This is a genomic window from Azospirillum sp. UENF 211521 (assembly GCF_058780535.1).
In genome coordinates this window covers 911972-924673 of the sequence record NZ_JBSNCF010000001.1, presented here as the reverse complement: position 1 = coordinate 924673, position 12702 = coordinate 911972, and the positions used below count along the sequence as shown (strand labels likewise).

Annotated in this window: 8 protein-coding genes; 3 read left to right on the top strand and 5 right to left on the bottom strand. The window is 68.5% G+C overall.

Features of this window, described 5'->3' with window-relative positions:
* Positions 1 to 2 precede the first annotated feature (2 nt).
* The gene (locus tag ACWPN5_RS04250; RefSeq protein WP_349596266.1) at positions 3 to 1316 is read right to left on the bottom strand and encodes a pentapeptide repeat-containing protein; all 1314 of its coding nucleotides are present in this window, start codon (positions 1314 to 1316) and stop codon (positions 3 to 5) included.
* 180 nt (positions 1317 to 1496) lie between these two features.
* On the opposite strand from ACWPN5_RS04250, the gene ACWPN5_RS04245 reads away from it, so the two are divergent.
* The gene (locus ACWPN5_RS04245; RefSeq protein WP_145689026.1) at positions 1497 to 1973 is read left to right on the top strand and encodes a nucleoside deaminase; all 477 of its coding nucleotides are present in this window, start codon (positions 1497 to 1499) and stop codon (positions 1971 to 1973) included.
* 10 nt (positions 1974 to 1983) lie between these two features.
* On the opposite strand, the gene ACWPN5_RS04240 is transcribed toward ACWPN5_RS04245, so the two are convergent.
* Together ACWPN5_RS04240 and ACWPN5_RS04235 are read right to left on the bottom strand one after the other, a co-directional pair.
* Entirely contained in the window at positions 1984 to 3183 is a 1200-nt protein-coding gene (locus tag ACWPN5_RS04240) for a GNAT family N-acetyltransferase (protein ID WP_492294426.1), read from the bottom strand.
* A 90-nt stretch (positions 3184 to 3273) separates the two neighbouring features.
* Complete coding sequence (locus ACWPN5_RS04235; protein ID WP_492294424.1) at positions 3274 to 3741, bottom strand: RidA family protein; 468 nt, start codon at positions 3739 to 3741, stop codon at positions 3274 to 3276.
* Positions 3742 to 4152: 411 nt separating this feature from the next.
* Here ACWPN5_RS04235 and ACWPN5_RS04230 point away from each other — a divergent pair, with 411 nt between their 5' ends.
* Positions 4153 to 6018, top strand: coding sequence for a flagellin N-terminal helical domain-containing protein (locus tag ACWPN5_RS04230; RefSeq protein ID WP_145689023.1), 1866 nt, complete (start codon positions 4153 to 4155; stop codon positions 6016 to 6018).
* A gap of 111 nt (positions 6019 to 6129) precedes the next feature.
* Here ACWPN5_RS04230 and ACWPN5_RS04225 read toward each other — a convergent pair whose 3' ends face one another.
* A complete protein-coding gene (locus tag ACWPN5_RS04225) occupies positions 6130 to 7764 on the bottom strand; it encodes a S10 family peptidase (protein ID WP_492294422.1) in 1635 nt (544 codons plus the stop codon).
* Between the two features lie 199 nt (positions 7765 to 7963).
* Here ACWPN5_RS04225 and ACWPN5_RS04220 point away from each other — a divergent pair, with 199 nt between their 5' ends.
* Positions 7964 to 8446 carry a bacteriohemerythrin gene (locus tag ACWPN5_RS04220; protein ID WP_145689021.1) on the top strand — a complete coding sequence of 161 codons (483 nt, stop codon included), beginning with the start codon at positions 7964 to 7966 and terminating at the stop codon, positions 8444 to 8446.
* Positions 8447 to 8569: 123 nt separating this feature from the next.
* Here the strand turns inward: ACWPN5_RS04220 and ACWPN5_RS04215 are convergent, their stop codons facing one another.
* Positions 8570 to 12289, bottom strand: coding sequence for a vitamin B12-dependent ribonucleotide reductase (locus tag ACWPN5_RS04215; RefSeq protein ID WP_492294420.1), 3720 nt, complete (start codon positions 12287 to 12289; stop codon positions 8570 to 8572).
* Between the last annotated feature and the right edge of the window lie 413 nt (positions 12290 to 12702).

Below are 12702 nucleotides of genomic sequence, written 5' to 3'. Positions count from 1 at the left end.
GGTTACAGGGCGATGAGGGGGCCGCCGCCGTCGCGCGGCGGCCGCGTCTCCAGCGGGCCCCTACGGGCGCCCATCAGGCTGGCCTTCGACAGGTTCGCCGCCGCATCGTCGCAGCCGCGCAGGTCGGCCGAGGCGAGGTTGGCCATCTCGAAACTGGCGCCGGCCAGCTTCGCTCCGGTCAGCCGGGCGCCGCGCAGGTCGGCGGCGGTCAGGGTGGCGCCGGTCAGGTTGGCCGGCCAGCTCCGCCCGGTCGGCGTGCCGTCCGGGTTGCGCAGGTCCACCATGCCGAGGTCGGCGCCGTGGAGGTCCGCCCCGGTCAGGTCGGCGCCGCTCAGGTTCGCCCCGGTCATGACCGCCTGGTCGAGCCGCGCCCGGCGCAGGCTGGCCCCGCCGAAATCGGCCAGCGAGAGCGAGGCGTTGGACAGCCGGGCCTCGTCCAGGTTGGCGTCGCGGAACACCCCACCCGACAGGTCGCAGGCGGTCAGATCCAGCCCGCGCAGGTCCATCCCGGTGAAGTCCGCCCGCAGCCCGGCCCCGCCGCCGCTGTTGATCCACAGGATGTGGGCGTCCAGCACGCCGCGCACCGGCGTCGGCAGGGCGTCGGCGTTGCGCATGTAGACGGCGCCGCTCAGGTTGGCGCCGTGGGTGTCCGCCACGGTCAGATCGACGTTGCGCAGGGTCGCCTCGCGCAGGTCGGCGTTGCGCAGGACGGCGCGGGTCAGGTTGGCGCCGTTCAGCACGGCGCGCTTCATCTTGGCCCCGCTGAAATTCGCCTCGGTCAGGTCGGCACCGGCCAGATTGGCGGCGAACAGGTTGGCGTTGCTGAAGTCGCCGCCGGCCGTCGAGGCGTTGGCCAGTTCGGCGTGGCTGAGGTCGGCGCCCTTGAAGCTGACGCCGTCCAGCCGCGCGTCCTTCAGGTTGGCCGGCCGCCGCTCCTCCTCATCCTCGTCGCGCCCGACGCGGTGCACCATGATCTGGCCGGGGCGCAGGTCGGCCCCCTCGAAGTCGGTGCGGGTCAGGTCGGCCTTCAGAAAGTTCGCCCCGCGCAGGTCCGCCCGCGCGAAGGAGGAGCCCACCAGCTTCGCCCGGCTGAAATTCGCCCCGAACAGGTCGGACATGGCGAAGCTGACCTCCTCGAGCTGGGCGTCGGAGAAATTGCCCTGGGTGAGGATGGCCGTTTGCAGATTGAAGCCCTTCAGGCGCAGCCTCGACAGATCGACGCCCTTCGCCTGAAGGCGCACCCCGCCCGGCTTCAGTTTGAGATAGAATAGATGGTCCCGCACCTGCTTCAGGAAATCCATGGTGCGGTCGGTCATCGGGCGGGTCCGTCGGTCGGCTGGTCCCGCCCACACTACGCCTTGCGCAGGGGCAGTAAAGGGGAAATCCCCAATCGTCCGCCGCCCCTGCAATGCCCCGTGCGCATGCCGGGCCGAGGCTGTCGAACAGTCACTAAACGATTGAACCACAACGCGGTTGGGGCTTGGGAGAGGGAAATCATGACGAGTTTCGATACCGATTGCCTGCGCCGCGCCATCGCGCTCAGCCGCACACACATGCAGGGCAACGCCGGCGGCCCCTTCGGCGCGGTCATCGCGCGGGACGGCCGGATCATCGGCGAGGGCTGGAACTGCGTGACCTCCAGCAACGACCCGACGGCGCACGCCGAGGTCGTCGCCATCCGCAACGCCTGCCGCGACCTCGGCAGCTTCAGCCTCGCCGGCGCCACCGTCTACACGAGCTGCGAGCCCTGCCCGATGTGCCTGTCGGCCATCTACTGGGCGCGGATCGGGCGCATCGTCTACGCCAACGGACGCGACGACGCGGCGGCCATCGGCTTCGACGACGCCTTCCTCTACACCGAAATCGCCCTGCCGCTGGAACAGCGGGCGGTCCCCATGCAGCGTTTGCTGGCCGACGAGGCGCGCGCGGTCTTCGACGAATGGGCCGCCCGGCCCGACCGCGTTCCCTACTGATCCGCCGCAATCATTCCGATGCGCCATCCTGGCGGTAGGGGGACAGCTCCATCAGCGCCTCCCGCTCCGCCGCGACGCCGGGCCGCTCGCGGCGCAGGTAGTCAGCGATGGCGCGGTGGAAGCCGGGGTCGGCCACCCAGTGGGCGCTGTAGGTCGGCACCGGCAGATAGCCGCGCTGGATCTTGTGCTCCCCCTGGGCGCCGGCCTCGACCCGGCCGAGGCCGCGCTCGATGGCGAAGTCCAGCGCGCGGTAGTAGCACGCCTCGAAATGCAGGAAACGGTAGCTGCCGTCGGAGCCCCAGTTGCGGCCATAGAGGGCGTCGGCCCCGATCAGGTTCAGGGCGCCGGCCACCCATTCCCCGTTGTCCTCGCACATCACCAGCATGACCCGGTCGGCCATGGTCTCGCCCAGAAGCCGGAAGAAGGCACGGTTCAGATAGCCGCCGCCCCATTTCCGGTCGGCGGTCTCCAGATAGAAGCGGTGGAAGGCGTCCCAATGCTCCGGCTTCAGGTCGGCGCCGGTCAGGCTGTGAAGCCGGACGCTGCTCTCCGCCACCTCGCGCCGCTCCTTGCGGATGGCCTTGCGCTTGCGGCTGTTCAGCGTTCCCAGGAAATCGTCGAAGCTGGCGTAGCCGCGGTTCTCCCAATGATACTGCACGCCTTCCCGCAGCAGCCAGCCGGCCGCGCCGAGACGGCGCCAGTCGGCCTCCTCCGGAAAGGTGACATGGACGGAGGAGACGCCGTAGCGCCGCGCCACCTCCTCCATCCCCTGGATCAAGGCGCCGGCGACCGCCTCCCCCGCCCCTTGCCGGACGAGCAGGCGCGGCCCCGGAACCGGGGTGAAGGGCACGGCGCATTGCAGCTTCGGGTAATACTGCCCGCCCGCCCGCTCATAGGCGTGCGCCCAGGCGTGGTCGAAGACATACTCGCCGTAGGAATGGTTCTTCAGATAGAGCGGCACCGCGCCGATGATCCGCCCCGCCCCGTCGAGGGCGGCGAGGTGGCTGGGCTGCCAGCCGGTGCGGCCGATGGCCGACCCCGATTCCTCCAGCGCCAGCAGGAAGGCGTGGCTGAGGAACGGGTTGTCCGGCCCGGCGCAGGCGTCCCATTCCCGGGGATCGGCCTGGCCGATGCCGGTCAGGACCTTGACGGTGATCGTCCCCCCGGCCTCCGGGTCGGCGCCGGGGCCGGTGTCCTTGCCGTCGGGCATGCTCTCTCCTTCGCGGGTACGCCGAGGGAGGTGGGCGCTTTGCCGCGCCGCGGCAAGAGGCCCGCCCCTCCCCCCGATCCGAAGGTTGGATCAGGCCAGTTCGAGGATGGCGTCCACCTCGACGGCCACGTTGCCGGGCAGCGACGGGGCGCCGACCGCGGCGCGGGCGTGCTTCCCGGCGTCGCCGAAGACCTGCATCATCAACTCCGACGCGCCGTTGATGACCAGCGGCTGGTCGTGGAAGTCCGGGGTGCCGTTGACGAAGCCGCCCAGACGCAGCACGCGCGCCACCCGGTCGAGGTTGCCGCCGCAGGCCGCCTTCGCCTGGGCGATGATGTTCAGCGCGCACAGCCGCGCCGCCTGTTGGCCCTGCTCCACCGTGAAGTCCTGGCCCAGCTTGCCGATGAAGCGGCGCTCGCCGTTCCACACGGTGACCTGCCCCGACACGTAGAGCGTGTTGCCCGACAGGGTGAAGGGCACATAGGCCGCCACCGGGGCCGCCGCCTGCGGCAGCTCGATCCCCAACTCCTGAAGCCGCGCCTCGATGCGTCCGGCCATGCTTCATCCCTCCGTCTTTGTTGCGGGCGCCGGGAACACTTCGATGCTTGGCGGCCCAATCGGTGGCGCCCGCTGGGCGCCATACCCCGACGATAGCCCCCTCCCCGGCCGGCACCAAGAGCTTACCGGCGCCCGCGGCACCTCCCCCAACTGGGTAGTTTTGTCCCGGACTCCGGGGCGCAACACCCTTTCTGCCCGGCAAAACTTTCCACCGGCATGGGAAGGGATGTCCGGCCGATCATCGCCGAGGCATCGCACAACCCGCAATTAACCAACGCAAAATCAATGGCTTATTGAGTTTTTCAGGAACTGGCACGGGTCTTGATAGGGGAGGAACGCGCAAATGCACGTTGCCTCGCTTCGGTTTCAAGCACCAGCCGCGGGGCGAGCCTCAGAAGGAGACTTGGAACCATGGCCATCAACGACGTCACCCTCACCGCGTCAATGCGCACGAATCTGCTGCAGTTGCAGAGCGTGAACGACAAGATCGGTGTCAAGCAGAACATCCTCTCGACCGGCAACAAGATCAACTCGGCGCTCGACGGCCCGACTTCGTTCTTCGCAGCGAAGAGCCTGACCCAGCGCGCCGGTGACCTGTCGTCGTTGAAGGACGCCATGGGTCAGTCGATCAGCACCATCAAGGCCGCCGACAAGGGCGTGACCGCGATCGAAAGCATGATCGAGCAGGCGCGCGGCCTGACCACCGCCGCCTATTCCGCGCTCGGCACCGACGCCGGCTCCGTCGCCACCCGCAAGACGCTGTCCGCCCAGTTCAACGCGCTGAAGGAGCAGATCGACAAGCTGGCCGGCGACAGCGGCTATGCCGGCAAGAACCTGCTGGCCGGCAACGGCCTGCGCCTGGACTCCACCAGCGAATCGCGCCGCGCCGTCAACACCATCCAGGGCATCGAGAACGCCCGCGTCACCAACGTCGTGTCGACCGACACCTACACGGTGCGCGTCAAGGGCGACGGCTCGATCGAGGGCGCGGCCGGCGAGATCAACAGCGCTGAGATGGCCCACGGCCTGGTCGGCCTGAAGCTCTCCGGCACGATGGCGACCTCGCTCGGCAGCTTCTCCGACGTGCAGATCGAGGTCCGCGGCGCCAAGGGCCGCGAGCGGTCGTTCATCATCACGGACGGCAACGAGTCGCGCACGATCACCTACTTCGACAACAGCCAGACCATGGCTGCCAACACGACGACCGCGGCCAAGTCGGGCACCGCGCAGATCACCCAGGTGTCGATGGGTGGCACGATCGAGGCCGGCGACAGCTTCACCATCACCGTCGAAGACCAGACCTTCACCTACACCGCCACCGCCGGCGACGTGTCGATCGGGCAGACCGCCCGCATCAACATCGCCAACCAGCTGAAGGCGTCGATCAACAACGCGCTGGGCGCCAACGGCCGCCTCAGCGGCAAGGACGTCCAGACCGTCACGACCAGCTCGACCGGCACGATCACGCTGTCGGGCGCGACGACGACCAACGCCGCTCGCGAGATGACCGTCAAGGCGACGGCCGAGAACGCCCTGACCAAGCGCATCTCCGAGAGCTTCGCGTCGGGCACCATCGTGTCCTTCACGGTGGACCGCAACCTTCTGGAGCAGGCCGCCAACAACGGCAACGGCATCTCGGTCATCGAGAAGAAGGTCGACATCCAGATACAGGTCAGCAACCTGAACGGCGCCACGGTGACCCGCGACGGCATGTCCAAGCGCGGCGAGGGCAAGCTGTCGGAAGGCGAGAACTCCTTCGCGTTCGACACCGGCACGGTGCGCTTCAACGTCGATCAGAAGAGCATCAAGCAGGCGGCGGCGGCCAACTCCGCGGCCAACCTGGTCTCGGTGCAGGTGACCGACGCCAACACCTCGAACGATCTGACGGTGCAGCTCAACGAGCGCAACACCAACGCGATCACGGTGCAGTCCCAGAACCTGACCACCAGCGGCCAGGGCCTGCGTCTGGACTACGCGCAGAACGATTGGACCGACCGCGCCGACATCGACAAGGCGGTCTCCAGCATCGACTACGCGAAGCAGACCCTGCGGTCGGCCTCGCAGACGCTGTCGACCAACCTGAACATCATCACGACCCGCGAGACCTTCACCAAGGAGTTCAGCGACGTGCTGGTCGAAGGCGCCAACAAGCTGACGCTGGCCGACCAGAACGAGGAAGGCGCGAGCCTGCTGATGCTGCAGACCCGTCAGCAGCTCGGCACCATCGCCCTCTCGCTGGCCAACCAGTCGCAGCAGTCGATCCTGCGTCTGTTCTAACCGGAAAGGTCCAGCCGGCGACCACAGGCCAAGGCAAAGGCATTGCGCAGCAGGCGCCCCGACCGGGGCGCCTGTTTCTTTTGGTCACATTCCATTGGCTGCCCGCCGACCTTACCGCAGCGCCGCCTCGACCAGGGCCCGCGCGTCGGCGGCCAGCTTCGCGCGCTCGGGCGCGCGGGTGTACATCATGTGCCCGCCCTCATAGACCGTCACGGCGACCCGGTCGGCCTGCCCCTCCGGCAACTCCAGACGGGACGCCACCCAGCGCGACGCCATGTAGGGGGTGATGAGGTCGGTGCGCCCATGGGCGATCAGCACCCGCAGCGCCGGCTGCAGGGTCAGGGCGGATTGGAGGTCGTCCACCGCGCTGGGCTGGCCGGAGCGTGGCCACTCCCAGCCCCGGTTCACCCGGTCGCTGAGCAGGTCGAACGGCACCTCCGTCCGCACGCCCAGCCACGTGTGGGCATAGGCTGCGAAGGCGGTGGTGTAGGTCGGCACCGTGCCCTTCAGGAAGGGATCGAAGGGAAGGCGCGCCGCCGACGGGTCGGGGTCCGCGGCGGTGAAGGTGCCGTCATAGACGCTGGCCACCCGCCCCTTCCCGCGCAGCAGCTCGCGGGCGAAGACATCGGTGGGGATCTCGCCGCGGAAGCGGGTCACCAGTTCCTCCGGCAGGCCGGTGGTCCGCGCCACCTCGGCGAAGAAGCCCTGCGCCGCGCCGGCCCGGCGGTAGTCAAGCCCGGCCAGCCCGGTGAGATAACCGCCGAGCGCGTAGCGCTCCGCCGCCGCCGCCGCCTGCTCCGGGGTGCCGGACACCAGACCGTTGGCGGCGGCCGAGGCGGCGTAGGAGGGCAGCCGCAGCGCCGGCACCAGAAGCCCGCCTCCGCCGCGGATGGTGGCGAAATCGACCACCGGCGACACCATGATGAGCCCGTTGACCGCAATGCCGGTGTCGCCGATCAGGCGGTTGGCCATCTTGGCGATGCGGAAGCCGCCGTAGCTTTCCCCCACCAGGAATTTCGGCGACTCCCAACGGCCGTTGCGGGTCAGCCAGAGGCGGACGATCTCGGCCATGGCCCGGCTGTCGGCGTCGACCGACCAGAAACGCTTGCCGGGATCCTCCTCCCGCCGCGCGCCCTCCTCCTTGCCACCGTCACGCCGGATGCCCCGGCTGTAGCCGGTGCCGACCGGATCGACGAAGACCAGATCGGTGAAGGCCAGCCAGCTGTCCGGGTTGTCGAGCAGCGGGGCCGGCGGGCGGGTCAGCGACCCGTCCTCGTTGAAGCCGACCACCTTCGGCCCCAGGGCGCCCAGATGCAGATAGGCCGAGGACGCCCCCGGCCCGCCGTTGAAGACGAAGGCGACCGGCCGCCGGCCGCGGGGCGCATCCTCCCGTGCGTCCCCGTCCAGTGTGTAGGTGACCGTGAAGACACGGGCCGCCGCCTCGTCGCGCTGGCCGTCGCGCAGGGGCAGGAACTCCGCCACCGCCGTGTAGGCGAGCGGACCGGACGGCAGGGGCAGCTGGTGCCTGGTCTCGCTGCGCTGGGCGTCGAACCCGCCGGGCCGCTCCGCCGGCTTCGGCGCAGTCTGGACTGGGGCATTCTGGACTGGGGCATTCTGGGCTGGCGTATTCTGGGCGGGCGCGGTCTGGGACCCCGCGTCCTGGGCCGTCGCGGCGTGGAGCGGCGGCAGCGCCAGCGCGGCGAGCAGCGGCAAAAGGCGGAGGCGGCGGTTCATGGCACGGCGCATGGCGCATCCCGTCGGCTGTGTCGTCACTGGCCCGCATATTGACCCGCAACGGGCCTCCGGCAAGGACGCGGAGCCTCGGCGCGCGTCGCGGGTCACCGCCGAAACCGCGACAATTTATCTCAATTCAAACCATTGATGCACATACGACCCGGACTATGATGCCCAAACTCCCACCACCTTAAGCCGAGTCATTTCGATCATGGACATGCCCACCGAGAATTTTCAGGATCTCGTCTGGAGCGAGGATCTTGCGCTGGGCATCGAGGACATCGACGAGCAGCACAAGCAGTGGATCGAACTGGTCCAGGCCTTCCACACCGCCGTCGCCGAGGGCCGCTCCCGCAAGGAAGTCTATCGGACACTGGCCGACGCGGTGGTCTATACGGAGATTCACTTCGCCAGCGAGCAGAAGGTGATGGAGGAGGCCGGCTATCCCTTCCTGGCCGACCATCTCGTCCAGCATTCCCTGGCCTGGGAGCAGCTGCACGCCTTCACCACCGGCAACGTGCCGGAGGAGAACATCGCCGAGTATCTGGCGAGCTTCCTGCCGCAATGGCTGATGCTGCACATCAACTCCGCCGACCGCCAGTTCGCCCGCTGGCTGAAGGAGCGCGACGCCGTCCCGGCGGAACTGGCCGACGCCCAACTGTCCGGCCGCGTCTTCCCCAACATCCCGGTCTGACCCCGCCGGAGCGCGCTCTCACCGGAGCCCGCATAAAAGGCCGCATCGAAGTGCGCATGAAAAAAGGGGAGGTCCGAGGACCTCCCCTTTTCCACGCCATGCCGGGGATGGAACCGGCTGGCCTCAGCTGCAGCCCGTGGTGGAGCCGCAGGTGTCGCACTTCAGGCAGGTGCCGTTGCGGACAAGCGTCATGTTGCCGCACTCCCCGCACTGATCCCCCTCGTAGCCGCGGGCGCGGGCCTCGCGGATGCGGTCGTAGCGCTGGTCGCTGTTGCTGCCGCCGTAAGCCGTGCCGGTGGTGCCGCCGACCGGGGCCGTGCCGCCGGCATGGACCACCGCGGCGCCGACCGCCGGGCTGGAGGCCACCGCCGCGTGGGCGGCGGACGCCGTGGCCTGGGCCGCGGTGCCGGTGGCGGCCAGGGCCGCCGCGGCCGAGACCCGCTGGGTCTGCCCGCCGTTCAGGACGCGCAGGTTGTTGCGGACATAGCCGGTGGACGCGACCTTGCGGACGATGTCCGACGGCTGAACCGCGCCGGTCTCCGGCAGGTCGCCCTGCTTGTCGCCGCTGCCGACCGTGAAGGGCACCAGATCCTCCGGCGTGGCGTGCGCCAGATCGGTGCGGCCCAGGTAGGAGATGGCGATCTCGCGGAAGATGTAGTCGATGACCGAGGTCGCCATCTTGATGGTGTCGTTGCCGGTCACCATGCCCGACGGCTCGAAGCGGGTGAAGGTGAAGGCCTCCACGAACTCTTCCAGCGGCACGCCGTACTGCAGGCCGATCGACACCGCGATGGCGAAGTTGTTCATCAGCGAGCGGAAGGCGGCGCCCTCCTTGTGCATGTCGATGAAGATCTCGCCGATGCGGCCGTCCTCATACTCGCCGGTGCGCAGGTAGATCTTGTGGCCGCCGACGGTCGCCTTCTGGGTGTAGCCCTTGCGGCGGTGCGGCAGGCGCTCGCGCTCGGTGCGCTTGCGCTCGATGATCCGCTCCACAACCTTCTCGACGATGCGCTCGGACACCATCTGGGTGCGGGCCGCGTTCGCCGCCTCGACGATTTCCTCGACCGCGTCCTCCTCGTCGTCCAGCAGGGCGGCGGAGAGCGGCTGGCTCAGCTTGGAGCCGTCGCGGTACAGCGCGTTGGCCTTGATGCCCAGGCGCCAGGACAGCAGGTAGGCGTCCTTGCACTCCTCGACCGTCGCCGTGTTCGGCATGTTGATGGTCTTGGAGATGGCGCCGGAGATGAAGGGCTGCGAGGCGGCCATCATGGTGATGTGCGATTCCCAGGACAGGAAGCGCTTGCCGATGCGGCCGCAAGGGTTGGCGCAGTCGAACACCGGCAGATGCTCGTCCTTCAGGAAGGGCGCGCCTTCCAGCGTCATGGCGCCGCAGCAGAAGGTGTTCGCCGCCTCGAGCTCGGCCTTGGTGAAGCCGAGAGCGGTCAGCAGGTCGAAGCCCGGGGCGTCCATCTGCTCGGCGGGGATGCCCAGCGTGTCGACGATGACGTCGGCGCCGACCGTCCAGCGGTTGAAGGCGAACTTGATGTCGAAGGCGGTGGCGAGGTTGCCCTCCAGCTTCTCCAGCACCTCGGCCGGGAAGCCCTTGGCGGCCAGGGTCTCGTGGTTGACGCCGGGGGCGCCCTTCAGCGTGCCGTGGCCGACCGCGTAGCGCTCGATCGCGGCGATCTCGTCGGCGGTGTAGCCCAGCGTGCGCAGGGCCTCCGGCACCAGACGGTTGACGATCTTGAAATAACCGCCGCCGGCCAGCTTCTTGAACTTCACCAGCGCGAAGTCCGGCTCGATGCCCGTGGTGTCGCAATCCATGACCAGACCGATGGTGCCGGTCGGGGCGACCACCGTGGCCTGGGCGTTGCGGAAGCCGTGCTGCTCGCCCAGTTCCAGCGCCATGTCCCAGGCGCGGACGGCGGCCATCGCCAGTTCCTGCTCCGGGCACTCGTCGGCGACGAAGGGCACCGGCTTGACCGACAGGCCCTCGTAGCCCTCCATCTCGCCGCAGGCGGCGCGGCGGTGGTTGCGGATGACCCGCAGCATGTGGTCGCGGTTCTGCTCATAGGCCGGGAAGGCGCCCAGCTCCTGCGCCATCTCGGCGGAGGTGGCGTAGGCGACGCCGGTCATCACCGCGGAGATGGCGGCGCAGTAGGCGCGGCCTTCCGCCGAGTCGTAGGGCAGGCCGGAGGACATCAGCAGGCCGCCGAGGTTGGCGAAGCCCAGGCCCAGCGTGCGGAACTCGTAGGAAAGTTGGGCGATCTCCTTGGACGGGAACTGCGCCATCAGCACGGAGATTTCCAGCACCATGGTCCACAGGCGGCAGGCGTGCTCGAACGCCTCGACGTCGAAGGAACCGTCCTTCAGACGGAACGACATCAGGTTCAGCGAGGCGAGGTTGCAGGCCGTGTCGTCGAGGAACATGTACTCCGAGCACGGGTTCGAGGCGTTGATGCGCCCCGAGGCCGGGCAGGTGTGCCAGTCGTTGATCGTGGTGTCGAACTGCACGCCCGGATCGGCGCAGGCCCAGGCGGCGTAGCCGACCTTGTCCCACAGGTCGCGGGCGCGCAGCGTGCGATGGACCGTGCCGTCGGTGCGGCGGATCAGCTTCCACTCGTCGTCGTTCAGGACGGCCTGGATGAAGTCGTCGGAGATGCGCACCGAGTTGTTCGAGTTCTGGCCGGCCACCGTCAGGTAGGCGTCCGAATCCCAATCGGTGTTGTAGGTCTTGAACTCGAGGCTGGTGAAGCCCTGGCCGGCGAACTGGATCACGCGCTGGACGTAGTTCTCCGGCACCTGCGCCTTGCGGGCGGCGACGATGGCCTTCTTCAGCTCCTTGTTGACCTTCGGGTCCTGGCCGTCCTGGGCGGCGGCCATGATCGTGGTCAGGTGCTGCTGGCAGATCTTGGAGCCGGTGACGAGCGCGGCGACCTTCTGCTCCTCGGTCACCTTCCAGTCGATGTAGGCCTCGATGTCCGGGTGGTCCATGTCCACCGTGACCATCTTGGCGGCACGGCGGGTGGTGCCGCCCGACTTGATGGCGCCCGCCGCGCGGTCGCCGATCTTCAGGAAGCTCATCAGGCCCGACGACTTGCCGCCGCCGGCCAGCTTCTCACCCTCGCCGCGCAGGCGGGAGAAGTTGGAGCCGGTGCCCGAGCCGTACTTGAACAGGCGCGCCTCGCGAACCCACAGGTCCATGATGCCGCCCTCGTTCACCAGATCGTCGGCGACGGACTGGATGAAGCAGGCGTGCGGCTGCGGGTGCTCGTAGGCCGAGGCGGACGAGGTCAGCAGGCCGGTCTTGAAATCGACGTAGAAGTGGCCCTGGCTCGGGCCGTCGATGCCGTAGGCCCAGTGCAGGCCGGTGTTGAACCACTGCGGGCTGTTCGGGGCCGCCATCTGGGCGGCCAGCATGAAGCGCATCTCGTCGAAGAAGGCGCGGGCGTCGGCTTCGGTGTCGAAATAGCCGCCCTTCCAGCCCCAGTAGGTCCAGGTGCCGGCCAGACGGTCGAAGACCTGCTTGGCCGACTTCTCGCCGGAATAGCGCTTCTCCTTCGGCAGGGCGGCCAGAGCCGATTCATCGGCGGTCTTGCGCCACAGCCAGGACGGGACGGTGTTCTCCTCGACCGCCTTCAGGGCGACCGGAACGCCGGCCTTGCGGAAGTACTTCTGGGCCAGGATGTCGCTGGCGACCTGGCTGTAATTCTCGGGAACCTCGATGTCCGTCTGCTGGAAGACCACAGAGCCGTCAGGGTTGCGGATCTCGCTCGTCGTGCGGCGGAAGCCGAGAGCGGCGTAAGCATCCTGACCCTCTTTCGTGAAACGACGCTGGACCCGCATGTGACTCGTGCTCCCTCTGGCTGGCGAACAAAGGTGTCGCGCTCCGTGCGGCGCAGCTCGCGCTGGCTGACGAACGCAACACCCTGTATGTTGGTGCGCATCCTAGCCTCAAGCTTTGGACCAAGCAAGGCCCGGCCCAAGATATTGTGTGCTTGACGCGGGGCCACCTCCTAGATATGGCGCGTCAGGTCAACGGACCAAGCCGCCGGCGGTTCCCGGGAAAAATCACCCCACCCCCACATCTAGTCCCGCGCCGAACGCCTCCGGCGCCCGATTTCTGTAAGGAATCCGTCACTTTCGCGGGGTCGCCGGCCCCCTCCGACCGCAGGAGCCACGGGGGGCGAATCGGCGGTACGCCCTTCTCCGGCTCCCACACCCGCAGACCCACTTTTGCCCGCTGGACCGGCCCCGTG